Origin of the sequence: Nocardia sp. NPDC052316 (assembly GCF_044547795.1) — a bacterium.
GTDB lineage: Bacteria > Actinomycetota > Actinomycetes > Mycobacteriales > Mycobacteriaceae > Nocardia.
Window position 1 is genome coordinate 858,472 of record NZ_JBIUBB010000005.1, and the last position, 24,923, is coordinate 883,394.

Below are 24,923 nucleotides of genomic sequence, written 5' to 3' on the forward strand. Positions count from 1 at the left end.
CGCGCGGCGCGAACCGGGCAAGCTGAAACCATGAGTGATTCACTGAAAGACCGCATCAGGGCGAAGCTACTGCGGCAACTCGCCGAAGACGGCGGCCCCGACGCCGAACATGACGACCCGCGGCAGGTCTCGGTCGAATCCGACCTCGAGGCCCTCAACAGCGTCTCCGACGACGATCCGCTGGTAGAGGAACTCGCCTCCCGCTACCTGGTGTTCTGACCTACGCCGCCGAGGGCGGTAGCTGCGGCAGCGGCTTGCCCGCCAACCAGCTGTCCCACAGCGGCCGCAGTGGAACCCGGCTGTAATGCCCGGCCAGATCGGTGAACTCCTCGGTACGCACCGAACCGTGGCGGTAGCGAATCGTCCACTCCCGCAACAGATCGAAGAAGGCCTGATCGCCCAGTTCCAGCCGCAACGCGTGCAGGGTGAGCGCGCCGCGCTTGTAGACGCGATCGTCGAACATGTGCTGCGGTCCCGGATCGCCGACCGCGATATCCTGCGGCTGCCTGGACAGGTTGTGCCTGGCCGCGCGGGCGAGCTGGTCCGCGGTGGGGCCGCCCGCCGCCTCGGACCAGATCCACTCGGCGTAGCAGGCGAAGCCCTCGTGTAGCCAGATGTCGCGCCACTGCCCGATGGTGAGGCTGTTGCCGAACCACTGGTGCGCCAGTTCGTGGGCGACCAGCCGTTCGGCGCCGCGCCTGCCGTCGCAGTGGTTGGCGCCGAAGATGGAGATGCCCTGGGCCTCGATCGGAATCTCCAGATCGTCGTCGGTGACGACCACGGTGTACGCCTCGAACGGGTAGGGCCCGAACCGTTCGGTGAACAGCTCCATCATCTGCGGCTGCCGCGCGAAGTCGTGCTCGAAGTTGGCGCGCAGCCGGGGCGGGGCGACCGCGTGCATGGGCACCGAACTGGGCGGGGAGACGATGCGATGCTTTTGGTACGGCCCGATCTGAATTGTCGCCAGGTAGGTCGCCATGGGTTCGGCCTGCTCGTAGACCCAGGTGGTCTGGCTGGCCTTGACCTGCTTGCGCAGCAGTGTGCCGTTGGCCAGCGCGTAGTACGGGCTGTCGGTGGTGATCGAAATCCGGTAGCTGGCTTTGGAACTCGGGTGATCGTCGCAGGGGAACCAGGACGCGGCGCCGTTCGGCTGGCTGGCCACCAGCGCGCCCTCGGTGAGTTCCTCCCAGCCGACCGCGCCCCACGGTCCGCGCACCGGGCGCGGGACGCCGCCGTACTGGACGACCAGCGAGAGCACACCGCCCGCCGGAATGCGCTGCTGCGGCGTGATCACCAGTTTGCCGCGCTGGTGCGAGTATTTGGCGGCCTTGGCGCCGTTGACGAACACCTTGGATACGGTGAGCGCCTGGGACAGATCGAGCGAGAACCGCGGCTGCACCACGGTGGTCACCGCGGTGATCTCGGCCCGGCCCGCCAACCGGTTGCTGGCCACCTTGTAGACGAGGTCCAGCTCGTACCGCGATACCCGGTAGCCCCGATTTCCGTTCTGCGGCAGGTATTCGTCGATGGGTGCCTCGTAGAACTTGCCCGGCATCAGCGGGCCGCCCCCGGGTCGCCTCCGAACCAAGGCGCGATCGGGTTGCCCCACCAGCGAGTGGACGGGGGAACGGTGTCGCCGCGCATGACCAGCGAGGCTGGGCCGATGGTCGCGCCCTCGCCGATGGTAGAGGCGGGCAGCGCGACGCAGTGCGGGCCGAGGGTGGCGCCCGCGCCGAGGGTGACCGTGTCCATGGACATGATGCGGTCGTGGAACAGGTGGGTCTGCACGACGCAGCCCCGTTCCACGGTCGCGCCGTCACCGAGTGTCACCAGGTCTGCCTCCGGTAGCCAATAGGACTCGCACCATACCCCGCGGCCGATCCGGGCGCCGAGCCCACGAAGCCACAGGTTCAGCACCGGGGTACCCGTCGCGGCGCGCGCGAACCACGGCGCCGCAACGGTTTCCACGAAGGTGTCCGACACCTCGTTGCGCCACACGAACGAACTCCACAGCGGATGTTCTTCGGCGCGAATCCGCCCGATCAGCAACCACTTCGCGGCCACCGAGCTCGCACCGGCCACCGCGCCCGCGGCCAGCAGCACCAGCCCGCTGAGCAGTGCGGTGGGCAGATGACCGAGGGTTCGCGCGAGCCAGGCCAGGGTGAACAGCACGCCGAGCCCGATGGCGAAGGTCACCAGTACCGGGAACAAACGGCAGGTTTCGACGATGCCGCGAGCGATCCGCAGCTTCGGCGGCGGATCGAAGGTGCGTGCGGTGTCCGAGCTCTCGGGTGCGCGGCGCAGCCGAACCGGCGGGCTGCCCAGCCAGGACGAGCCTGCCTTCGACTTCGACGGTGCGGCCGAAAGGACCGCGACGAGACCATTCTTCGGTACGCGCCGACCCGGTGCGGTCATGCCCGAGTTGCCGAGGAACGCGCGCTTGCCGACCTTCGCCTCGCCGATGCGCAGCCAGCCGCCGCCGAGTTCGTAGCTGGCGATCATGGTGTCGTCGGCGAGGAACGCGCCGTCGGCGACCGTGGTGAATTTGGGCAGCAGCAGCACCGTCGACGCTTCGACGCCCTTGCCGATGTTCGCGCCGAGCAGCCGCAGCCAGATCGGCGTGAGCAGGCTCGCGTACAGCGGGAACAGGAAGGTGCGCGCCGAATCGAGCAGGCGCTCGGTGGACCACACCTGCCAGCCGGTGCGGCTGCGCACCGGGTGGTAGCCCTCGCGCAGCCGGAAGCTGAGCAGCCGCACCGCGATGATGGTGATCGCCGCGTACACCGCGAGGCTGAGCAGCGTCGCGACCGGCAGGATGGCGAACGCGCGACCCAAACCGCCCGCGAGGGTGCGGGTGTCGCGGATGAACCAGGCGATGAACACCCCGCCTGCGCCGAGGCCGAGGATGGGTACCGCGGCAAGTGCCATCGAGGTGACGCCGAAGATCGCCACCCAGTGCGCCGCGCGATCGGGCGTGTGCGCGGGCCAGCGATGATGCGCCTTACCGATTTTCGCGGCGGGCGAGCCCGCCCACTCCTGCTCGGCCTTGACCTTGCCGGAGACGGCGGAGCCGGGCGCGACCTCGGCGTTCTTGCCGATCTTGGTGCCAGGCAACAGGATCGATCGTGAGCCGACCACCGCGCCTGCGCCGACGGTCACCGGGCCGATGTGGACGACGTCGCCGTCGATCCAGTAGCCGGACAGGTCGACCTCGGGTTCCACGCTGCACCCGTCGCCGAGTTCGAGCATGCCGGTCACCGGCGGCAGGGTGTGCAGGTCGACGCCCTTGCCGATCTTGGCGCCGAGCGCCCGCGCGAACGGCACCATCCACGGTGCGCCGGAGAGGTTCTCGGCACCGCTGGCCTCGGACAGGCGCACCGCCGCCCACAGCCGCAGGTGGACCGAGCCGCCGCGTGGATGCCTGCCTGGTTCGACGCCGCGCAGCAGCAGGCGGGCACCGACCACGCAGATGGCCATCCGGCCGGGCGGGGAGATGAAGAGCAGGAACGCCACCAGCGTCCACCACCAGGACAGCTGCGGCAGCCACGGCAGCGAACCGGACCAGGCCGCGATATTGCCGACGATGGCCAGCCAGGTGAGCCACTGCAGGCCGGTGAGCGTGGTGAGCGGGATGGTGGCGAGCACCTGGGTCCACTGGGCGCGCCGCGGTGTCGGGCGCACCACGCGCTCCTCGACCGCGACGGCCGGGGTGCTCTGCTCCAGCAGCTCCACCAGCGCGCCGAGCCGCGGATGGTCGTACAGGTCGGCGACGGTGATCTGGGGATAGCGGGCGCGCAGCGCGGTCACCAACTGGGCTGCCGCCAGCGAGCCGCCGCCGAGGTCGAAGAAGTCGGCGTCGAGGTCGAGCACCTCGCCGCCGAGGATCGAATCCCACAGTCCGGCAACCCACTGCGCGGTACCGGTGAGGTCGTTGTCGGCCTCGTCGTCGGCGCTGTTGGGCAGCGGCCATGGCAGTGCGTTGCGGTCGACCTTGCCCGAGGTGCGGGTCGGCAGTTCGTCGACCACCGCGAGGCGCGGGACCAGGGGAGCCGGAAGGTGTTCGGCGAGTTGAGTTCTGGCCGCCTTGAGATCGAAATCAGGGCCCGGCCCGGTCAGGTAGCCGACCAGGATCTTGTTGCCCGCCTTTGTTGTTCGGATCGCGGCGGCGGCGCCGGTGACACCGGGCAGGTGTTGCAGCGCGTTGTCGATCTCGCCGAGCTCAATGCGGCGGCCGCCGAGCTTGATCTGGTCGTCGGCGCGGCCGAGGAAGACCAGGCCCGCGCTGTCGTTGCGAACCAGATCGCCGCTGCGGTAGGCGCGGTCCCAGCCGACCGAGGGCAGCGGCGCGTACTTCTCGGCGTCCTTCGCGGGGTCGAGGTAGCGGGCCAGGCCGACGCCGCCGATCACCAACTCGCCGGATTCGCCCTCGCCCACCGGGTTTCCGGCCGCGTCGATCACCACGAGATCCCAGCCGTCGAGCGGGAGCCCGATCCGGATGGGCCACGCGCCGTCGAGCAGCGCGGCGCAGGCGACCACGGTGGCCTCGGTGGGGCCGTAGGTGTTCCAGACCTCGCGCTCCGTATCACCGTTTCCGGCAAGACGTTCCGCGAGTTCGGGCGGCACAGCCTCGCCGCCGAAGATCAGCAGCCGGACCGCGTCCAACGCCTCGGCGGGCCAGGTCGCGGCCAGCGTCGGCACGGTGGAGACGATGCTGATCTCCCGGCGCACCAACCATGGCCCGAGGTCGGCGCCGGTGCGGACCAGGTCGCGCGGGGCGGGGACGAGGCAGGCGCCGTTGCGCCAGGCCAGCCACATCTCCTCGCAGGAGGCGTCGAAGGCGACCGAGAGTCCGGCGAGCACCCGGTCGCCGGGGCCGATCGGGGCGTCCGGCAGGAAGAGCCTGGCCTCGGCGTCCACGAACGCCGCGGCGTTGCGATGAGTCACCGCAACACCTTTCGGCGTTCCGGTGGAGCCCGAGGTGAAGATGATCCAGGCGTCGTCGGCGGGCGTGGGCAGGGTGCTCGCTGCGGCGTCGGCCGGATTGTCCGCCGCCGCACGGATTCCCGCGGGGGTCGTCTCGATGCCCGCCGCGGTGACGATCGCGGTGACCTGCGCTTCGCCGAAGACCAGCTGGGCGCGCTCGTCCGGGTCGTCGGCGTCCACCGGCACGTAGGCGGCGCCCGCGTACAGGACGGCCAGGATGGTGAGGTAGAGCTCCCGGGAACCCGACGGCATCCGCACGCCGACCCGGTCGCCCGGTCGCACGCCTGCCGTGGCGAGGCGGGCCATCGTCTTCTCGATCTCCACCACGAGTTCGAGGTAGCTGAGCACCGTATCGCCGTCGTCGATGGCGGGTGCGTCGGGATGGGTCAGTGCGGTAGCGGTCAGGATGTCGACGAGGGTGCGGGCCGGTGGCGTGTGCGCGGTCCGTTGTAGCGGGTGTACCGTCGCGTCAACCTGTGGCTGGAGCATGACGCCCTGCCCACCTCCCATTCGACCTGCCTCGCGCTTCCCTGGTGTTGTTGTGTCATAGCTGGGTTACCAATGGGCAAACACCATGGTGACCAGTTGTCCACGGTACTCGGGGTTGTCGACGTTTGTTGTTCACCGCCGCGGTTGCCGCGCGGACCGCCGTGGGCGAGGTTGTTGCAGGTCGTGGCGGTTTCTGTCGGACGCGCCGAAGCAACGCCTGGTGGGCGGGTTACCCGGTGGGTTCGCCGGGCGGTCGCTGGGCATCGCGCGCAGGCCGCTGTGATTCCCCTCATCCCGCTGGTGATCTTGCAGCTCAGCGCGTTTCGCGCCGCAGCGGTCAGGCCGCGGAGGCGGCGGTTCCGATGCCGAGAGTCGCCAGGATGGCGGCGCTGGCCTGTTCGAGCCGCTCCCGGATCTTCGGGCGGCCCAGCAGCGCGACCGCGCGGGAGGCGACCAAGGCCAGGAGCACCATCTCTACCGCGGCGATCACCGACTCGATGGCGCCGAGGGCGAGGGTGTTGACGAAGGTGACCTCGGTGAGGAACTGGGGCAGCACCGCGAGATAGAACAGGCCGACCTTCGGGTTGAACATGCACGAGACGACACCCGCGGTGAACGCCGAGCGAACCGACGTCCTGGTGCCAGGCGCGTGGTCCGCCAGACCCCCGGCGCCCTCGGCGTCCCGCGCGGCCCTGCGCTGCCGCCGCTGGTCGAGCAACGCGCGAACGCCCAAGTACACCAAGTAGATTCCGCCGATCACCTTCAACGCGCGGTACGCGGTCGCCGACTGCTCGAGCAGCGCCGCGACACCGGCCGCGACCACCACCGCCCACACGATCCCACCGAGCGCCGACCCGATCGCCGCGGCGATCCCGGGTCGCGCGTCCACCAGCGAGAACCGCAGCACCAGGAACGAGTCAGGGCCGGGAGTGAGCGACAGCAGAACGCACAGGCCGATAAAGCTCAGCAGCAGGGAAAGCGACATCCACTGATGTGAACCCAATACCGTCCGATAAGCAACGCATTTCCCCGCCTACCACCCCTGCACGTGCGTGTGCGAGCGCCGTGGCCACGCCGCCGAGGACACTTGACAGCGCGGGTTCCGGTCTGCCAATCTCGGGTCAGGTCATGAGTACCAGCGTTCAGCCCCGGCTTGCTGGTCGGCAACCCTCCTCCGCGGTGGGGTGCTCCGGGTGACGACCAGGCCGACGCCCGACCGGGTGCGGCAAGCGCGGACTCGACGAATCACCTGATTGCGGGTTCCAGAGCCGATGGGATTTTCGTGATGACTGCTGTGGCAACCCAGAACTGTGCCCCCCTCGCCCGGGTTTCCGGCGACGACCTGCGGGTGCCGCTGGTCCAAGGCGGGACGACCACCTACGCCAACTTCGATTACGCCGCGAGCGCTCCCGCATTGGCGCAGGTCACCGACCGGGTGCAGCAGCTGCTGCCGTTCTACGCGAGCGTGCACCGCGGCGCGGGCTACGCCTCGCGGATCTCCACCGAGTGCTACGAGGCGGCTCGCGGTTCGGTCACCCGGTTCCTCGACGCGGCCGACGACCAGGTGGTGGTGTTCACCCGCAACACCACCGACTCGCTGAATCTGCTCGCCTCCTGCGTGCCCGGCGACACCGTGGTGCTCGACATCGAGCATCACGCGAACTTCCTGCCATGGACCAGGCACGGCCGCCGCGTGGTGCAGGCAGGCGCCACCGTCGAGGAGACCGTCGGCAGGCTGGTGGCCGAGCTGTGCAGCAAGCCCGCCGCGCTGCTCGCGGTGACCGGCGCGTCCAATGTCACCGGCGAGGTGCTGCCGCTGGAGCGGCTGGCCACCATCGCTCATCAGTGCGGTGCCCGCATCCTCGTCGATGCCGCCCAGCTCGCGCCGCACCGGCGAATCAGTTTGCGCGACACCGGCATCGACTATGTCGCGTTCTCCGGCCACAAGCTGTACGCGCCGTTCGGCGCAGGCGTGCTCGTCGGCCGCCGCGACTGGCTCGACAACGCCGAGCCCTACCTCGCCGGTGGTGGCGCGGTCCGCGAGGTCACCACCGCGGGCACCGAATGGGCGCAGGCCCCGCAGCGCCACGAGGGTGGGTCACCCAATGTGCTGGGCGCCGCCGCCCTGGCCGCCGCCTGTGACGCGCTCTGTGAGATCGACGCGGAAACCCTCGCCGCCCACGAACACCACCTCGCCGATCGACTCCGCGACGGCCTCGCCGCGATCCCCGGCGTGAATTTGCTGCGCATCTGGACCGACGCCCCCGACACCGTCGGCATCGTCGCCTTCACCCTGGACGGTTTCGTCCCCGGCCACGTCGCCGCGTATCTCTCCGCCGAACACGGCATCGGCGTCCGCGACGGCCGCTTCTGCGCGCATCCGCTGCTCGCCCGCCTCGAACTCGACGGCGCCCTCCGTGCCAGCATCGGCCTCGGCACGACGGCCGCCGACATCGACCGGCTCATCGATGCCGTAGCCACGCTCGTGCACCAAGGCCCGAGCTGGAACTACGCCACCACGAACAACCTCTGGAACCCCACTCCGGAGACCCGCCCCTTCACCTCGCAGGCCCCGACCGGCGCCGCCCCCTGCCTCACCGGGTAGCCGATAGAAAGTGGGCGCCCGGCACTACGCCGGACGGCCATGGTCGAAAAACGTCGCTCAGTCGCCGAGTTTGGTGGGCCGGTGGTAGCGGCCGTTGTAGTAGAGCAGGGGCGCGGCGGCGGGGGTCTCGTTGGTGTTGTCGTGCACCCGGGTCACCAGGCCGACGACCAGGGTGTGGTCACCCAGCGGGATGAGCTGGTGGATGGTCGCGCGCAGCCAGATGGGGGTGCCGTGCAGGACCGGCTCGCCGGTGTCGAGGGTGGTCCAGAGCGAGCGGTCGCTGAAGCGATCCTCGGCGGTGCGGGCGAAACGCTGGGCCAGGTGGTGCTGGTGTTCGCCGAGGAAATGGATGACGACCGAGTCGGCGTCCAGCAGCGCGGCCAGGCTCGACGAGGTGTGCGCGATATTGAACGAGACGAGCGGCGGGGCCAGCGACAGCGAGGCGAAGGACGTCGCGGTGAAACCGATCGGGCCCTTCGGCGAGTTCAGCGTCACGACGGTGACGCCCGCCGGATAGTGGCGCATCGAGGCGCGGAATTGCTCGGCGGTGATCCCGCTCAGATCATCGGGGATCTGGAAATCCGCGGCGGGCCGTTCAGCTTCGGTCACTGTGCCGCCTCTCCGGGTATTCAGGCAAAACTCCTTTTCGAGAGTAGTGCCGTCGGTGGCCTGCGGGGTGGCGGGGGTTGGATCAGCCCGTGCCCGGTGCGTTACCCGGGTACTCGCGGGATCAGTGGGATCGGGCACGCAAAGAGCCGTTGACCAGCATCCAAGGAACCGAAAGACGGGTTGACTTCGGAGAGTCAGTCGACGACGTCTATGGGCAGCCCTGCGGTGATGCGGACCAGCTCGTGGAAAGAGGTGCGGAACACCGTGTTCGGGTGGCCGCCCGCGGCCCAGACCTCGCGGTGGTTCGACAGGGCGGTGTCCACCCAGGTGGGCAGGTTGGTGGGGTGGCCTACCGGGGCCACGCCGCCGATCGGCTGGCCGGTGACTTGGCGGACCATATCGGCGGGGGCGTGAGTCAGGGTGCCCTCCAAGCGTTTTCCGGTGGACTCGAGATCTACCTCGTGTGCGCCGGAGACCAGGAGCAGTACCGGGTCCTCGTCCAGCAGGAAGACCAGGGAGCTGGTGATGGCGCCCACGTCGACGCCGAGCGTGCGCGCGGCATCCGCAACGGTGGGGGTGGGGGCCGGCTGGGTCACGATGACACCGTGATGGCCTCGGGCGATGAGGGTGTCCGCGACTCGGCAGGCGATCGGTGGCAATGTCGACCTGCGCATGCCACCAGAGTAGAGCGATTGCGGGTGGTGCGCCGGGCTACTCGGCGAATGCGTCAGTATTCCGGATAGCCCTCGCTCGGCCCGAGCATCCTGGTGATGCGCGCCTGGGTGATCTGCGCGAGCTCGGCCATACTGCCGCCCGAGACCTGTTCGTGCACAACTGCTTCGAGTGCCCGATCCAGATCGTCCTGGGACAGCGCGAGTAACTCGACATCGGCCATGGCCAGCAGCGCGTCCCTGTTCGGATAGGGCCGGGCATCGGCGAGGGTGGCGGCCCAGGTGACATTGCAGCAGCAGGCGAACAACGCGTGTATCGCACGCGCACGCGAGATTTGGTTGAACCGCTCGAGGCCGATTCCCTGATGCATCAGCATGATGGCCTCCGAATCCAGTATCGAGGTTTGCTGACACCATCCATGATCCGCCCGGCGGCCAGGCGTGAACCAGTGCCCCACACCAATTTTGCCCAGGTTTTACAGTATTTTTCTGCCGCGCGGGCGCGGCGTGTTCGCGGCCCCCGGGTGTCTCGCGTCCGAGCGGCCGAGACTCGCGACTTCGTCGCATGCGCTTCGGCCGCTCGGACGCGAGACGGGCCGCGAACGGCGCTCGCAGAACTCGCGCTGTGGTGGCTGGGTCGGGTGGGGAGGGGCAGCACTGGTACATGCCCATTTCGGGATGCGCAGTATTGAGCCGCGCTGTCCTCGATACGCTGTACAAATGACTGACTGGCAGGCTTTTACCGTTGAGACGAAGGACCACGTCGCGCAGGTCACGTTGACGGGTCCCGGCAAGGGCAATGCGATGGGCCCGGATTTCTGGCGGGAGCTGCCGGAGATATTCGGGGCGCTCGACGCCGACCCCGAGGTGCGCGCGATCGTGCTCACCGGTTCGGGCAAGCACTTCTCCTACGGCCTCGATCTGCCCGCGATGAGCGGCATGTTCGGCCCGCTGATGGCCGATCGGGCGCTGGCCGCGCCGCGCACCGAGTTCCTGGTGGAGCTGCGCAAGATGCAGGGTGCGGTGACCGCGGTGGCGGACTGCCGCAAGCCGGTGATCGCGGCCGTCTCCGGCTGGTGCATCGGCGGCGGCCTCGACCTGATCGCCGCCGTCGATATCCGCTACGCGAGCGCGGACGCGAAGTTCAGCCTGCGTGAGGCGAAGGTCGCCATCGTGGCCGACATCGGTTCGCTGCAACGGCTGCCCGGCATCATCGGCGAGGGCCAGCTGCGCGAGCTGGCCTACACCGGCAAGGACATCGACGCGGCGCGGGCGGAGAAGATCGGCCTGGTCAACGAGGTGTTCGCGGATCAGGCCGCGGCACTGGACGCCGCACACGCCACGGCACGCGAGATCGCGGTGAACCCGCCGCTGGTGGTGCAGGGTGTGAAGGACGTGCTTGATCAGCGGCGCAAGGACGAGGTGGCGGCCGGGCTGCGCTATGTGTCCGCGTGGAACTCCGCGTTCCTGCCGTCGCAGGACCTCACCGAGGCGATCAAGGCGGTGTTCGAGAAGCGGGCACCGGAGTTCAAGGGCGAGTAAAGCGCCGTATATCGCTTGCCCCAGTAGGCCGGTCGTCCGCATACTTGCATTGCGCAACTAATTGATTGATGCAAGCAAGGATGAGGTGTGGACGACCGGACGATCGACACGATCGCGATGCAACTCACCCGATTGCAGCGAATTCGCGACCGCACCGCGGCCCAGCTCAGCACGTGGACCAAGGATGGACTGGATCCGGCCGCCTTCGGCGCGCTGATCCGCCTGTGCTGTGACGGGCCGATGCGTTCGGGCGCGCTGGCCGGCGCGCTGCACTCGGACGCCTCGACGGTGAGTCGTCAGGTAGCTCAGCTCGTCGGCAAGAAATTGGTCGAGCGGCAGGCCGACCCGGACGACGGTAGAGCCACCGTGCTCGTCGTCACCGAGCGTGGTCGTGCCGTCGCCGAGGAGATCCGCAGGCGTCGCAACGAGAACCTGACCCGGGTGATGGCCGAATGGACGCCGCAGGCTCGGGCCGACTTCGCCGGACTGCTCGAACAGTTCGTGGACGACTTCGAGCGCACCAGGCCCGAGATGATCGCCGCGATGCGCCGCAACTGGGACGAGACCTTTACTGGGACGGAGAACGAGACGTGAGCGAGCGAAGCGAGCGAACCGAGATTACAGCGCCTGTTGGCGCGACGGAGCCGAGCGTCAGCGAGGCGCAGTCGTGACAACGGCTGAGAAGGTGGAGTCGCCGCCCGAGTTCACCCATCGCCAGATCCTGGTGATCCTGAGCGGCTTGATGCTGGGGATGCTGCTGGCCGCGCTCGACCAGACGATCGTGTCCACCGCGATCCGCACCATCGCCGACGACCTCAACGGTTACTCGATGCAGGCGTGGGCGACCACCGCCTACCTGATCACCGCGACGCTGGCGACCCCGCTGTACGGCAAGTTGTCCGACATGTTCGGCCGCAAGCAGTTCTTCATGCTCGCGATCGCGATCTTCATCGTCGGCTCGCTGCTGTGCACGATGTCGCAGTCGATGTACCAGCTCGCGGCCTTCCGCGCCGTGCAGGGTGTCGGCGCGGGCGGGCTGATGTCGCTGGCGCTGACCATCCTCGGCGATATCGTCGGGCCGCGCGAACGCGCCAAGTACCAGGGGTACTTCCTGGCCGTGTTCGGTACCTCCAGTGTGATCGGCCCGGTGCTCGGCGGCGTGCTCGCCGGGCAGGAGACGATCCTCGGGGTGAGCGGCTGGCGCTGGGTGTTCCTGGTGAACGTGCCGATCGGCCTGATCGCACTCGCGGTGGTGTATCGGGTGCTGAAGCTGCCGAAGCGCCCGCACTCCACCGATCGGGTGGATTGGTGGGGCGTGCTCGCGCTGGCGATCGGTCTGGTACCGCTGCTCATCGTCGCCGAGCAGGGCCGCGAATGGGGCTGGGACAGTGGACGTGCCGTCGCCTGCTACGTGATCGGAGTGGCGGGCATCATCGGGTTCGTCTTCGTGGAGAAGGCGCTGCGCGACGCCGCGCTCATCCCGCTGCGCATCTTCAAGAACCGGACTTTCGCACTGGGCGTGGTGATCTCGTTCGTGGTCGGCGCGGGCATGTTCGGCGGTATCTCGCTGCTACCGCAGTACCTACAGGTGGTGCGCGGGGCGAGCCCGACGCTGGCGGGTCTGCAGATGCTGCCGATGGTGCTCGGCCTGATGACCGGTTCGGTGGTGTCGGGCCAGCTGATCTCGCGGACCGGCCGCTACCGCACCTTCACCATCATCGGCGCGACCATGCTGACGCTCGGCCTGTTCCTGCTGCACTTCCTGACCGCCGACAGCCCACTGTGGCTGGCGATGATCTTCATGGCGTGCACCGGTTTCGGGCTCGGCAACCTGATGCAGCCGCTCACCCTGGCGCTGCAGAACGCGTTGCCGCCCAAGGACATGGGCGTTTCCACCGCGGCCGCGACCTTCTTCCGGCAGATCGGCGGCACGCTCGGTGTCGCGGTGTTCCTGTCCATCCTGTTCGCGCAGCTGACCCCGAACATCTCCGAGGAGATGCGCAGTGCCGCTGCGGATCCGCAGTTCCAGCACGCGGTGGTCGAGGGTGCCCGCAGCAGCAACCCCGTCGATGCCGCGCTGGCGAAGGGCCTGCTCGCGCAAGATACTTCGGCGGCAGGCGAGGTGCTCAAGGACAGCTCGATCATTCAGCAGCTGAGCCCGGAGCTGGCCCGGCCGTTCAAGGTCGGCTTCGCGGACTCCATGTCGACAGTGTTCCTGTCGGCGACCGGTGTCGCGTTGCTCGCGCTGATCCTCGTGTTGTTCTGGCGCGAGGTGCCGCTGCGAATGGTCGGCGGTCTGCAGGCGGCCCGTGCCGAGGCCGAGGAGTCGAACTCGGCACTCGACGCCGAGTCGCGCGTGGTCGATCAGGCGGGGCTGGTGCTCGGCGGTGGCGGCGCGGTGCACCCGCGCGACGGCGGTGACCCGGGTGATCGCGGCGCGGGCAGACCGGCGGGCGGGTCCGGATCGGCGTGAGCGAAGCCGGGCCCGGGGTCGAGGCGGCCTCGGGCACGGTGGGCACCGGGCGTGCGCGGTCGCGTCCTGCTCTGACAGCATGACGAACGTGATCAACGCCCTGCGCTCGGCGCGAGACAAAGCACGGCGGCTGCCGGGTGCGGTCTGGTACCTGGCGGTCGGCGGTGTCACCGCGCTGCTGGCGTTGTTCGCGGTGGTCGCCTTGCTGATCGTCGGTGCGTTCTGCCTCATCGGCGTGGGGATACCGGCGCTGCCCGAGGCGATTCGGTTGGTCCGGCCGCTGGTGTCGTTCGATCGGCGCAGGGCCGCACGGTATCTCGGCGAATCGGCGGCGGATGCCTATCAGCCGTTCACCGGCGGGCTGCGGCAGCGGGTCGCGACGGTGTTCACCGATCCGGCGAACCGCCGCGACTTCGGCTGGCTGGTCGCGCACGCGCTGACCGGTATCTATCTCGCGGTCTTCGCCATCGCGCTGCCGCTGAGCACCCTCGGTCAGCTGGCGATCCCGGAATTCTGGCAGCTGATGCCGCCGGGGGAGCAGTTTGCCAGTTTCGGTTTCGTGGTCGACTCGTGGCCGAAGGCGATCCTCAGCTTCTTTCTCGCATTCCCCGTCGCCCTGGTCACCCTGCAACTTCCGGTGGCCGCGCGCTGGCAGGCCATGGCCACCCACGCGCTGCTGAAACCGACCGAGGGCGCCATGCTGGCCGACCGGGTCGCGGCGCTCACCGCGACCAGGGCCGCCGCGCTGGACGCGCACGGCGCCGAGCTGCGCCGGATCGAGCGCGACCTGCACGACGGCGCGCAGGCCCGGCTGGCGGCGGTGATCATGCAGCTCGGGCTGGCCGATCAACTGCGCGACCAGGATCCGGAGACGGCGCAGGGTCTGGTGCGCAAGGCGCAGGACACCGCGACGGCCGCGCTGGCCGAACTGCGGGACGTGGTGCGCAACGTGTATCCGCCGGTGCTCACCGATCGCGGACTGGCGAGCGCCATCTCGGCGGTGGCCGCCCGCAACCCGATCCCCTGTGTGCTCGATCTGCGCGAGGTCGGCAGGCGACCCGCCGCGGTGGAGGCGGCGGCGTACTTCGTCATCACCGAGGCACTCACCAACGCCACCAAGCACTCCGGCGCCGCGGGCATCTCGCTGGTGCTCGGCGGTGCGCCCGAACTGCTGACGATCGAGGTCCGCGACGACGGGGTAGGCGGCGCGGTGGAGACCTACGGCGGCGGACTGGCCGGCATCCGGCGCAGGGCCGAGGCGCTCGACGGCCGGATGACGCTGACCAGTCCACCCGGTGGCCCTACTGTATTGCGGGTGGAGTTGCCGTGCGGGTCATGATCGCCGAGGACAATGCCCTGCTGCGGGAGGGGCTGGTGCTGCTGTTGAGTACCGCGGGCATCGAGGTGGTGGCCGCTGTGGACAACGCGGAGGACTTCCTCGCGGCGGTGGCCGCGGATCGGCCGGACGCGGTCGTCGTCGATGTGCGCCTGCCGCCGACGTTCACCGATGACGGTTTACGCGCGGCGGTCAGCGCGCGCAAGCTGCACCCCGGCCTGCCGGTGCTGGTGCTGTCGTCCTGGGTGGAGGACAGCTACGCCGCGGAGCTGCTCGGTGACGGCATGGGCGGTGTCGGTTATCTGCTCAAGGAGCGGGTCGGCAAGGTGGACCGCTTCCTCGATTCGCTGCGCCGGGTCGCCGCGGGCGGCACCGCGATGGACCCCGAGGTGATCTCGCAACTGCTGGTGCGGCGCAAGGCCGACGACCCGATGGCCGCGCTGACCGCCCGCGAGCGCGAGGTGCTCGCGCTGATGGCCGAGGGGCACAACAACGCGACCATCGCCGAGCGGCTGGTGGTGAGCGAAGGCGCTGTGCACAAACACATTCGGAGCATTTTCGCCAAGCTCGGGCTCTCCACCGAGGATGTCGGCCATCGCCGGGTGCTCGCCGTGCTCACCTACTTGAACGCGTGAAGCCCTGAACCCGTTGGGGTTCAGGGCTTCACGGCTCCGGTCAGTCGGCTCGACAGGTCATATCGGCGGCGGGCAGCGTGCCGTCGCGGAAGTAGGTGTTCACCGCCGAGTACACGCAGGAGTTCGGGTAGCGCCCGAAGATCCAGTGGATCGGCACGTCCTGCAGGGTGACCATGCGCGACGCGCTCAGATCGTTGTGCATGGCGACCGCTCCGTCGTACGCGGTCCTGGTGTCTCCGGTGGACTGCACGATCAGCGCGGGCACCGCATTGCGCACCACCGTGGCGGGTTCGGCGGGCGGGGCCCAGAACGCGCACGGGGTGATGTTGTTGGTGAACCCGGCGAACACCGGTTGGGTGGCGCGGGCGGCCTCGATGTTGCGCCAATAGAAGCCAGGATCCCGCGGCGCGGCGACGTCACCGCACATGATGGCCATCTGCGACGAGTTGTTTTTCGGCCGGGCCTTCAAGGAGAACCCGAGGGTGGCGTCCAACGTTTCGTCGGGCTGGGCGGGCTTGCCCGCGGCGGCGTCGGCGATGGTACGCATTTGACCGGCCAGCATCTCGTACTGGTCCGGGCTGTCCAGCCCGACGAACAGCACCACCGGCAGCCAATGTTCGTCGATCTCATACTCGCCCAACCGAATCGGCTTGTCCGCAGCCTGTTTGATCAGATCCTGGACGGCGCCGCGGACCTGGGCCCGGCTGGTGCCGAAGTGGTATTCGCCGTCGCGCGCCGCGACCCAATCCGCCCACAGGTCGAGCGCGGCCTCGTTGGCCGGGCCCATGGCCTGCATCATGCCGACCGTCCCGTACGCGTCCGGGTCGGCCGCGCTGTCCAGCACCATCCGGTCGCTGCGCTCGGGGAACATCTGCATGTACACCGCGCCGAGGTAGGTGCCGTACGAGGTGCCGAAGTAGCTGATCTTCTCCGCGCCGAGGATGCCGCGGATGACGTCCATGTCCCGCGCGGTGTTGCGGGTGGTGATGTAGGGCAGCCGGGCACCCTCGGTGGCGGCGCACCGGGCGGCCAGATCGCCCTGTGCCGCAACGGACTCCGCGAACCCGGCCGCGTCGAGGCCCGCCGACTGCAGCCCGAAGCCGACCGGCCACCGGCAGTCGACGGCGGACGAGCGTCCGACGCCGCGCGGGTCCATGCCGATCAGGTCGTAGCGGGCCCGCACCTCGGGTGTCATCGCCTTGCCGACGTCGACCATGAAGTCCAGACCCTCGCCGCCGGGACCGCCGGAGTTGGACAGCATGACGCCGCGTTGCGGTGCGGGGTCGGTGCCCGCGATCCGGGAGATCGCCACGGTGAGCGTCGGCCCTTGCGGGTCGGCGTAATTCACCGGCACGGTGACGTCGGCGCACTGCGCCCCGGCCTCGTCCAGTTTCGGAACCCCGCAGGCTTTCCAGTCCAGCTGTTGACTGGTGAACCGGTCCGGCACCGGGGTCGGCGGCTTCGCCTCGGCCTCGGGACCGGCACAGCCGATCAGTCCGGCGCAGGCGACCAGGCTGGTCAAGGCGACCGTCAGCCCTTTCGCGCGTTTCACTGTTGCTCCTCGAAAGTTGTTCGGCGGCAGCCGATGTGGGGGTCGTGGTTACTGGTTGGCGGGGCGATCACGAGGCGCACAGAGCGGCGTCCAGCACACCGGTGACCGCATCCGCCTCCTCCTCGGTGGCAGGCAGCTGGTTGACCGTGACGGTCACCGCGGTGCCTTCGGCCGTCACGCCGTTGCGGGTCTCGAAACCGGGAATGCTGCCGCCGTGCCCCCAAACCTGTTTGCCGCACGGCGCGGTTCGGTGGATCAGGGCGAGGCCGTAGTCCGCGCCGGGCATGCGGTCGAACGGGACGGTGCGCTGCATCTCGGCCAATTGCGCGGGCGGCACGAGCTTTCCGGCCAGCAGCGCGGTGAAGAACCGGTTCATGTCGGTCGAGGTGGCGATCATGTCGCCCGCGGTGGCGCCCCAGGACGGGTCCAAGTCGGTGAAATCGACTTGCTTGCCGTCGATTCGGTGGTACCCACGGGCGTGCGGGCCGCGGATGCCGGTTTCACGGGACGCGGGCACATAGGTGTCGCGCAGGCCCAGCGGCTCGAGAATCCGGCGCCCGATCTCGTCGGCGGCCGGATTGCCGGTCACCTTCTCGATGAGCAGGCCGGCCAGCAGGTAATTGGTGTTCGTATAAACGGATTTCGCGCCCGGTTCGAACTGCGGCGGTGCCGTCATCGCCCGGCGGACCAACTCGGCCATCTCGAAGTGCTGCCACCGCAAGGCTTCATCGTCCGGGTCGATCTGTTCGGAGTTCTGGGTGGTGATGCCGTCGCCGGAGCCCTTACCGAGGTAATCCGGTATGCCGCTGGTGTGCTGCAGCACCTGGCGCACCGTGATCCGGTTGCCGTCGTTGCCGTTGCCCTGCACCACGCCGGGCAGGTAGCGCTCGATCGACGCGTCCAGGTCGACCTTGCCCTCGGCGACCAGCTGCATGATCACCGTCGCCACGTAGGTCTTGGTGTTGCTGCCGATCCGGACGCGCGCGTCGTCCGGGAACGGAGCGCGGGTGGTCAGGTCGCCGACCCCCGCGGTGAACGTCCGATGTCCGGCGGGTCCGTCGATCACCACCTGCACACCGGGATATCCCTGGCGCACCACCTTGTCCATCGCGGCGGCCACGGCGGGCGGTGGCGTCTTCGCCGCCTCGTCCGGTGCGCCCACCGACGTCTCACCACCGCACGCGGCCGCGGCGAGCACCGCGCCCGCCACTACGACCGAAAGGGTTGCCTTACCGGAGTTGCGCCGAAATGGGTTCATGAGCAGTGTCTTCCTCCTGTTCGAGCCGGAAGGCATGGGTGCGTCCCCGACGATTCGAGCCTAGGAATCGGGAGCCCGCACGCCCATGCTGCGCGCACCCGAATGCTGGGTACTGTCTGCTGGCGTGCCGCGGTAGTGCTGGCACCACCACGTCAGTTGGTCGTCACCGAAATCTCAGGGATTCATTGGTTGGATGTCTGTAACGATGACGTCAGATCAACAGTGGCTCATCGGTGACTTCGCGGAGCGAGGCCGACGAAGACGTCGGACGATTGTCTACGTTCATAGCTGGAGGTCCGATGGTGAGAGAGGGGACCGAATGCTGAAGTTCGCTGTGCTCGGCGAGGTTCGTGCGTGGCGCGACGAGCTGGAGGTCGATCTCGGCTCCAAACAGCGCCGAGCCTTGCTGGCCGCCCTGTTGCTGCGCAGCGGACGGTCGGCCACGGTGCCCGAACTCATCGACGGCGTCTGGGGCGAGCATCCGACGCCGAGCGCGATCGGCGCGCTCCGCAACCACATCCTGCATCTGCGCCGGGCCCTGGAGCCGGAGCGCCTGTCCGGTGCGCCCGCCACCGTGCTCGTCGGATTCGGTGGTGGCTACGCACTGCGACTGGCCCCCGGCGCGGTGGATGTGGAGCTGGTCGACGATCTGCTGGTCGATGTGCAACCGGAGCGCATCGGCACGGACCCGCGGCACACGGTCGAGCTGGTGCGCGAGCGGCTCGACGCTGCCCTGCGGCTCTGGTCGGGCACGCCGCTGGCGGGGCTGCCCGGCCCCTACGCCGATCGGCAGCGCACACAGCTGATCGAACGCCGGGTCGCGCTAGTGGAGCAGCGCATCGAGCTGGACCTGCGCCTCGGTCGCTATCCGGAGGTGATCGCGGAGCTGACGCCGCTGTGCGCGGAGCACCCGATGCGCGAGCAACTGCGCGGACTGCTGATGACCGCGCTGTATCACGCGGGCAGGCAGGCCGAGGCGCTCGCGGTGTACGCCGACACCCGCAAAGTTCTCATCGAACGGCTCGGCATCGAACCCGGCCAGCCGCTCGCCGAGCTGCACCAGCGCATCCTGCGCGGGGATCTGCGTGCGCCACAACGCGATACCGGCAACGCGGCGGTGATCGTGCGGCCCCCGCGCCGCACGGTGGCGCGGGTCGCGCAGCTGCCCGCCGACGTGGTCGACTTCACCGGCCGCACCGAGACCGTCCGCCGGATCGGCGAATGGCTCACCCGCGCAGATGGTTTCGCGGTGCCGGTGTGCGTGATCAACGGCATGGGCGGTATCGGCAAGAGTGCGCTGGCGGTGCATGTCGGCCATCGCATCCGGGACCGGTTCCCGGACGGGCAGCTGCACGTCGATCTGCATGGTTTCGCGCAGTCCCGCGGTCGTGGCCAGGCAGGCACGCCGGCGGCGGACACCCTCGGCGATTTCCTGCGTGCGCTCGGCGTGGCGGAGGGCGAGATCGCGCCGACGCTCGCCGAGCGCTCGGCGCAGTTCCGCAGCCTGCTCGACGGCAAGCGGGTGCTCGTCGTGCTGGACAACGCGCGCGATGTGGACCAGGTGGCCCCGCTGATTCCCGGCACGCCCGGCTCGGCGGTGCTGATCACCAGTCGTTCATCGATGCCCGAATTGCCTTGCGTAGTGGGTGTTCTCGGCGTGCGACTCGATGTGCTCGCCCCGGTGGAGGCGCGCACCCTGCTCGCGGGGATCGCCGGCCTACGGCGGGTCGCCGCCGAGCCCGCCGCCGTGCACAGCGTGCTCGAGGCGTGCGGCGGGTTACCGCTGGCCGTCCGGATCGTCGGCGCCCGGCTGGCGGCGCGGCCCAGCTGGACCATCGGCAGCCTGGCCGAGCGGCTGGCCGACGAGCAGCAGCGGCTCGGCACGCTGCGCAGCGGCGACCTCGCGGTCGAGGCGGCCTTCCGGCTCAGCTACGACCAGCTCGATTGCGCGCAGGCCAGGGCTTTTCGGATGCTGGCTGTGCCGGAGGTCGCGGAGATCTCACTCGACGGCGCGGCCGCCATCCTCGGCGCGGACCGGATGCTGGTCGAGGAGCTGTGTGAATCGCTCGTCGACCTGAACCTGATGGAGACCAGTTCGTCCGGGCGCTACACCTATCACGATCTGCCGCGCTTGTTCGCGCGCGAACTCCACCTCGGTCCCGAGGCCGACGAGCCGACATCCGGTGCGCTGGCCCGGCTGCTGGACTTCTACCTGGCCACCATGAAAAACCTGATGGCGGTGTGCAATCCGGGATCGCGATTGTCGGAACACTTGGGCGAGACCGTGGCCGACGGTCTGACGTTCACCGACAGCATAGCCGCGCAATACTGGCTCGATGTCGAGCGACCCAACCTGATCTCGCTGTACGAGCAGACCGCGCGGGTGGGTGGTCCCGCACTCGCTCCCGCGGCCGACATCGCCTGGGCCACCGCGGAATTGATCGACGGCGGCCCGCACTGCCAGGAGCTGTCCCGCGCGCTCGACAAACTGCTCGCCGCGGCGTTGCGGGTGGGTGACCGGCGCGTCGAGTGCCGGATCAGGGTGACCCTCGGTGCGAACTACAGCTACTCGCTCGGCACGCTGCGCCAGGGCCGCGACCACCAGCGCATCGCGCTCTCGCTGAACCCGAGCTCGGCCAGCGACGTACGGCTGATCGCGTTCGCCGGGCAGCTGCTCGCCTCGTCGACCAGAATGGGCACCGAGACGGCGGCCTCGCTCGCGCACGCCGAACGCGCGATCCGGCTGGCCCGCCGGGTCGAGGATCCGGCGGTCGAGTGCGCCAGCCTGGTGCACATCGCCAAAACCCTGTCCGACGGTGGGCAATTCGCCGCCGCGGAGGCCAGGGCGACGGAGGCGAAGACCCTCGCGGCCAAAATCGGCAACGCCGCGCTGGAGGCGATGGCGACGCACGAACTCGGCGTGAGCCGCGGCTTCCAGGGCGAGCACGCCCACGCGATCGAGCTGTGCCGCGAGGCGGTCCGGCTGGCCCGGCTCAGCGGGGTGGAACTGCGCGAAGGCTGGGCGCTGGCGCGCTTGGCGCACGTGCACATGATGGCCGGTCAGCTGACCCAGGCCGAGCCGATCGCGGACGCGGCGATCCGGATGCTCAACCGCGCGATCGGACCACTGACCAGGGCCAGGGTGCTGGTGATGCACGGGCTCATCCTGCAGGCGCTCGGCCGGACCCATCAGGCCTACTGCGCATACCGTTCGGCGGCAGAGGCTTTCGCGCCGATGGAGGACGCGCACTTCACCCACGAGCGGCTCGACAGCGAGGTGGAGGCGCCGATCCTGCAGTTGCTCCGCGAGCACCTGGACGAGGTGATCGCCGAACGCAAGCAACGGCGCGATCGGGCCGCCGGGTAGCGCCGGAACAGGAAAAGCGGGAAGCCCGAACGGACTTCCCGCTTCGTCGTGCCTGCGTCAGTGGCCGCCGTTGTCCTTCAGCCGCTGGATCGAGGCGGAAACCTCGGCCTCGGCGTCGGCACGGCCGACCCACTCCGAGCCCTTGACGTACTTGCCCGGCTCGAGATCCTTGTAGCGCTCGAAGAAGTGCTTGATCGCGGCCAGCTCGAACTCCGGCACATCCTTCAGGTCCTGGATGTGGTCCCAGCGCGGATCACCGGCGGGCACGCACAGCACCTTGTCGTCGCCGCCTGCCTCGTCGACCATCTTGTACATCGCCACCGGGCGCACCTCGATGAGGCAGCCGGGGAACACCGACTCGGGCAGCAGGACCAGCGCGTCCAGCGGGTCACCGTCCTCGCCGAGGGTGTTCTCGATGTAGCCGTAGTCGGCGGGGTAGACCATGGAGGTGTAGAGGTGCCGGTCGAGCCGGACCCGTCCGGTCTCGTGATCGACCTCGTACTTGTTCCGAGAGCCCTTGGGGATCTCGATGGTGACGTCGAACTCCACGCCATCTCCTTCGGTGCATCTATGAGCATGAGCAGTAACGACTGCCGACTCGCCAGGTTGTTCGGGGGAACGGTTGCGCAACGAGGATAGTGTGGTCGGCGGGGACATGGGTGCGGCAGGCGGCTGCTGCGGAAATCAGTCGAGGAGAGCTGCGGGCTGTGGTTGGTAAGAACATCGGTGGCTTGGCTGCCCGGCGGCGCCGCAATCTCTGGATCGGGTTCGGTCTCACGCTGGCCGTTGTGCTCGCGGCGGGCGCCGGGGTGCTGCTCACGGTCAAGCCGTGGACCGACGAATTCCGGCACGGCGGGCTGACCACGGCCGCCCCGCCCGCGCCGGTCCGCCCCTTCCCGCAGGTCGCCCCCGCGCCGTCGAACGCCCCCGCGCCGAGCCCGGCCGGGGTGGCCGCCGCGCTCGCGCCGATCATCGGCAACCCCGATCTCGGCGCGTTCGCCGGGCAGGTCACCGACGCCGACAGCGCGACGGTGCTGTGGAGCGGCGACCCGAACCGGCCGATGATCCCGTCGTCCACCGCGAAGATCCTGCTCACGGCCGCCGCCCTGCTCACGCTGCCCGCGGACCACCGGGTGACCACCAAGGTGGTGGCCGGCGCCGCGCCCAACGAGCTGGTGCTCGTCGGCGGCGGTGACCCGACGCTGACCGCGGAGCCGGAGGGCAAGGGTTACTACCCGAACGGGCCGCGCCTGTCCGATCTGGTGAGCCAGATCAAGAGCTCCGGCCGGGCCGCCGACACGATCCTGGTGGACACCTCCGCCTACACCGGTCCGTCCATGGCCAAGGGCTGGGACCCGATCGACATCGGCGACGGATCGATCGCGCCGATCGATCCGGTGATGATCGACGGCGGCAGGCTCCGCCCGCTGGTCGAATACTCGCCGCGCACCGCGACGCCGGGCTTGGATGCCGGGCGCCGACTGGCCACCGACCTCGGCCTCGACCCGGCCAAGGTGCGGCTCGGCACCGCGGCGCCTGGCGCGGCCGAGGTGGCGAGCGTGCGCTCGGCGCCGCTGCGGGACCGGCTGCGCGACCTGATGGTCTACTCCGACAACGTGCTCGCCGAGACGGTCGGGCGGGAGATCTCGGTCGCCACCGGCGGCGAGGCGTCGTTCACCGGCGCGGTCAACGCGGTGAACGCCGCGCTGAGCAAGGCCGGATTCGACGTGTCCGGGGTGGACATGCACGACAACAGCGGCTTGTCGGTCGACGACCGGATTCCGGCGCGACTGCTCGACCGGATCGTGGCCACCGCGGCCAAGCCGACCGCGTTCACCGCGATCCAGCCGTCGAACACCATGGCAAGGCCCGAAAACGACCAGCTCGCCACGACTTTGGCGCCGCTGCTGGACGCCCTGCCGATCGCGGGCGCGACCGGCTCGCTGACCAGCCGCTACGTCGTGCGTGACCGTAACGCCGCCGGCTGGGTGCGGGCCAAGACCGGAACTCTGTCGGTGTCCAGCGCGTTGGTCGGGTATGTGCTGGACGCCGATGGGCGGGTGCTGACCTTCGCGTTGATGTCGAACGATCGACCGCCGGAGGTGAGCAGGCCCGCCTTGGACGCGATCGCAGGCACGCTACGCAACTGTGGATGTTCGTGACGGGTGGTTGACAATGCACGGAGAAAATTCCGACCCAGCTGAGGCAGGCACGGGCAGTTCCGTGTTGCCTGCCGCCGAGGGCGCGGTCGACCGGTCCACCGGCCGGTCGGGGTTCTCCGGTGCCGTCGACTGGAAGCTGGCGGCGAAGACCGGCGCCGCGCTGGTGCCGTCCGGCCCGCGCACCTCGCGCTACTCGGCCGAGCAGGTCGTCGCCGAACTGGCCACCGCGTCGGTGCGCGCCGAAGGCCCGGTCCGGGAGGTGAGCGGGTTGCTCGACGACCAGCCGGTGCCCGCCGCCCGGATCGTCGACCGGCCCGGCTGGATCAGCGCGGCCGCCGACTCGATGTCCCAGCTCACCGGCGCCGGTGCCGAGACCGGCGAGCGCGGACTGCTGCAAGGCAAGCCGGCGGGCGTGCAGGCAGGCGCGATGCTCGCCTTCCTGTCCACCGCGATCCTCGGCCAGTACGACCCGTTCACCGGGCCGGACGGCACACTGCTGCTGGTCGCGCCGAACATCATGGCGGTCGAGCGCGCACTCGGCGTCTCGCCGAGCGACTTCCGGCTCTGGGTCTGCCTGCACGAGGTGACCCACCGGGTGCAGTTCTCCTCCGCGCCCTGGCTGGCCGACTACATGCGCGCCAATGTCGAGATACTCGGCGAGGTCGGCGACGAACCGCTCAACCAGATGCTGTCGCGCCTGGCCGAGGAGGTGCGCGACCGCCGCCGCGGCGGCACCCCCGACGATCCCGCCGCCCGCGGCATCGTCGGCCTGCTGCGCGCCACCCAGGCGCCGCCGCAGCGCGAGGCCCTCGACCGCCTGCTCATGCTCGGCACTCTGCTGGAAGGGCACGCCGATCACGTGATGGACGCCGTCGGCCCCGCCGTCGTGCCCTCGGTCGAACAGATCCGGTCCGCCTTCGACCAGCGCCGCAAGCGCCCGACCAACCCGCTGCAGCGGATCATGCGCGCGCTGCTCGGGGTGGACGCCAAGGTCGCGCAGTACGTGCGCGGCAAGGCGTTCGTGGACGATGTGGTCGGCCGGGTCGGCATGGAACGGTTCAACACCATCTGGACCGACGGCGAAACCCTGCCCCGCACCGACGAAATCGAGCACCCGGAACGCTGGGTCAGCCGCGTCCTGGGCTGACCACCGGCCGTTCCGGCAGCGCACACCTGACGTGCGTCCTGTGCACAGAGGCGTCCACACCGCGGCCGTGCGGATACCGACGGTGGACCCCCGC

Annotated in this window: 19 protein-coding genes and 1 riboswitch; of the genes, 10 read left to right on the plus strand and 9 right to left on the minus strand. The window is 69.5% G+C overall.

Features of this window, described 5'->3' with window-relative positions:
• Window positions 1-30 precede the first annotated feature (30 nt).
• Window positions 31-219 (plus strand): hypothetical protein, encoded by a 189-nt coding sequence (locus tag ACIHA7_RS27495; RefSeq protein WP_397293795.1) that lies wholly within the window; start codon window positions 31-33, stop codon window positions 217-219.
• A 1-nt stretch (window position 220) separates the two neighbouring features.
• Here ACIHA7_RS27495 and ACIHA7_RS27500 read toward each other — a convergent pair whose 3' ends face one another.
• From ACIHA7_RS27500 to ACIHA7_RS27510, 3 genes are all read right to left on the minus strand, one after another.
• Entirely contained in the window at window positions 221-1,555 is a 1,335-nt protein-coding gene (locus ACIHA7_RS27500; protein ID WP_397293796.1) for a M1 family metallopeptidase, read from the minus strand.
• Window positions 1,555-5,472 carry a Pls/PosA family non-ribosomal peptide synthetase gene (locus tag ACIHA7_RS27505; protein ID WP_397293797.1) on the minus strand — a complete coding sequence of 1,306 codons (3,918 nt, stop codon included), beginning with the start codon at window positions 5,470-5,472 and terminating at the stop codon, window positions 1,555-1,557. Before ACIHA7_RS27505 ends, ACIHA7_RS27500 begins: the two co-directional genes overlap by 1 nt.
• 337 nt (window positions 5,473-5,809) lie before the next feature.
• Window positions 5,810-6,457, minus strand: a complete 648-nt coding sequence (locus ACIHA7_RS27510) for a LysE family translocator (RefSeq protein WP_397293798.1) — start codon at window positions 6,455-6,457, stop codon at window positions 5,810-5,812.
• A gap of 139 nt (window positions 6,458-6,596) precedes the next feature.
• Window positions 6,597-6,710, plus strand: a riboswitch (SAM riboswitch).
• 47 nt (window positions 6,711-6,757) lie between these two features.
• Here ACIHA7_RS27510 and ACIHA7_RS27515 point away from each other — a divergent pair.
• On the plus strand, window positions 6,758-8,077 hold the full coding sequence (locus ACIHA7_RS27515; protein ID WP_397293799.1) for an aminotransferase class V-fold PLP-dependent enzyme: 1,320 nt from the start codon (window positions 6,758-6,760) through the stop codon (window positions 8,075-8,077).
• A 57-nt stretch (window positions 8,078-8,134) separates the two neighbouring features.
• On the opposite strand, the gene ACIHA7_RS27520 is transcribed toward ACIHA7_RS27515, so the two are convergent.
• The 3 genes from ACIHA7_RS27520 to ACIHA7_RS27530 form a co-directional block, all read right to left on the minus strand.
• Window positions 8,135-8,686 (minus strand): flavin reductase family protein, encoded by a 552-nt coding sequence (locus tag ACIHA7_RS27520; RefSeq protein WP_387725745.1) that lies wholly within the window; start codon window positions 8,684-8,686, stop codon window positions 8,135-8,137.
• Between the two features lie 194 nt (window positions 8,687-8,880).
• Window positions 8,881-9,360 carry a YbaK/EbsC family protein gene (locus tag ACIHA7_RS27525; RefSeq protein ID WP_397293800.1) on the minus strand — a complete coding sequence of 160 codons (480 nt, stop codon included), beginning with the start codon at window positions 9,358-9,360 and terminating at the stop codon, window positions 8,881-8,883.
• Between the two features lie 53 nt (window positions 9,361-9,413).
• Window positions 9,414-9,734 carry a 2-oxo-4-hydroxy-4-carboxy-5-ureidoimidazoline decarboxylase gene (locus ACIHA7_RS27530; protein WP_147129503.1) on the minus strand — a complete coding sequence of 107 codons (321 nt, stop codon included), beginning with the start codon at window positions 9,732-9,734 and terminating at the stop codon, window positions 9,414-9,416.
• Window positions 9,735-10,077: 343 nt separating this feature from the next.
• On the opposite strand from ACIHA7_RS27530, the gene ACIHA7_RS27535 reads away from it, so the two are divergent.
• The 5 genes from ACIHA7_RS27535 to ACIHA7_RS27555 all read left to right on the plus strand — a co-directional run bounded on the left by ACIHA7_RS27535 (window position 10,078) and on the right by ACIHA7_RS27555 (window position 15,343).
• Window positions 10,078-10,899, plus strand: a complete 822-nt coding sequence (locus tag ACIHA7_RS27535) for a crotonase/enoyl-CoA hydratase family protein (protein WP_397293801.1) — start codon at window positions 10,078-10,080, stop codon at window positions 10,897-10,899.
• Window positions 10,900-10,986: 87 nt separating this feature from the next.
• Window positions 10,987-11,493: a MarR family winged helix-turn-helix transcriptional regulator gene (locus ACIHA7_RS27540; protein ID WP_397293802.1), complete on the plus strand. Its 507-nt coding sequence runs from the start codon at window positions 10,987-10,989 to the stop codon at window positions 11,491-11,493.
• A gap of 73 nt (window positions 11,494-11,566) precedes the next feature.
• Window positions 11,567-13,372 carry an MDR family MFS transporter gene (locus ACIHA7_RS27545; RefSeq protein ID WP_397293803.1) on the plus strand — a complete coding sequence of 602 codons (1,806 nt, stop codon included), beginning with the start codon at window positions 11,567-11,569 and terminating at the stop codon, window positions 13,370-13,372.
• A gap of 79 nt (window positions 13,373-13,451) precedes the next feature.
• Entirely contained in the window at window positions 13,452-14,711 is a 1,260-nt protein-coding gene (locus tag ACIHA7_RS27550; protein ID WP_397293804.1) for a sensor histidine kinase, read from the plus strand.
• Window positions 14,699-15,343, plus strand: a complete 645-nt coding sequence (locus ACIHA7_RS27555; protein ID WP_397293805.1) for a response regulator — start codon at window positions 14,699-14,701, stop codon at window positions 15,341-15,343. Before ACIHA7_RS27550 ends, ACIHA7_RS27555 begins: the two co-directional genes overlap by 13 nt.
• 40 nt (window positions 15,344-15,383) lie before the next feature.
• Here ACIHA7_RS27555 and ACIHA7_RS27560 read toward each other — a convergent pair whose 3' ends face one another.
• Window positions 15,384-16,895, minus strand: a complete 1,512-nt coding sequence (locus ACIHA7_RS27560; RefSeq protein ID WP_397293806.1) for an alpha/beta fold hydrolase — start codon at window positions 16,893-16,895, stop codon at window positions 15,384-15,386.
• 67 nt (window positions 16,896-16,962) lie between these two features.
• Window positions 16,963-18,153 carry a serine hydrolase domain-containing protein gene (locus tag ACIHA7_RS27565; protein WP_397293807.1) on the minus strand — a complete coding sequence of 397 codons (1,191 nt, stop codon included), beginning with the start codon at window positions 18,151-18,153 and terminating at the stop codon, window positions 16,963-16,965.
• Between the two features lie 319 nt (window positions 18,154-18,472).
• Here ACIHA7_RS27565 and ACIHA7_RS27570 point away from each other — a divergent pair, with 319 nt between their 5' ends.
• Entirely contained in the window at window positions 18,473-21,520 is a 3,048-nt protein-coding gene (locus ACIHA7_RS27570; RefSeq protein WP_397293808.1) for an AfsR/SARP family transcriptional regulator, read from the plus strand.
• A 57-nt stretch (window positions 21,521-21,577) separates the two neighbouring features.
• Here the strand turns inward: ACIHA7_RS27570 and ACIHA7_RS27575 are convergent, their stop codons facing one another.
• Window positions 21,578-22,069 carry an inorganic diphosphatase gene (locus ACIHA7_RS27575; protein WP_397293809.1) on the minus strand — a complete coding sequence of 164 codons (492 nt, stop codon included), beginning with the start codon at window positions 22,067-22,069 and terminating at the stop codon, window positions 21,578-21,580.
• Window positions 22,070-22,227: 158 nt separating this feature from the next.
• Here ACIHA7_RS27575 and dacB point away from each other — a divergent pair, with 158 nt between their 5' ends.
• Entirely contained in the window at window positions 22,228-23,682 is a 1,455-nt protein-coding gene (gene dacB / locus ACIHA7_RS27580; RefSeq protein WP_397293810.1) for a D-alanyl-D-alanine carboxypeptidase/D-alanyl-D-alanine-endopeptidase, read from the plus strand.
• A gap of 13 nt (window positions 23,683-23,695) precedes the next feature.
• Window positions 23,696-24,829, plus strand: coding sequence for a zinc-dependent metalloprotease (locus ACIHA7_RS27585; RefSeq protein ID WP_397293811.1), 1,134 nt, complete (start codon window positions 23,696-23,698; stop codon window positions 24,827-24,829).
• The last annotated feature ends 94 nt before the right edge of the window (window positions 24,830-24,923 follow it).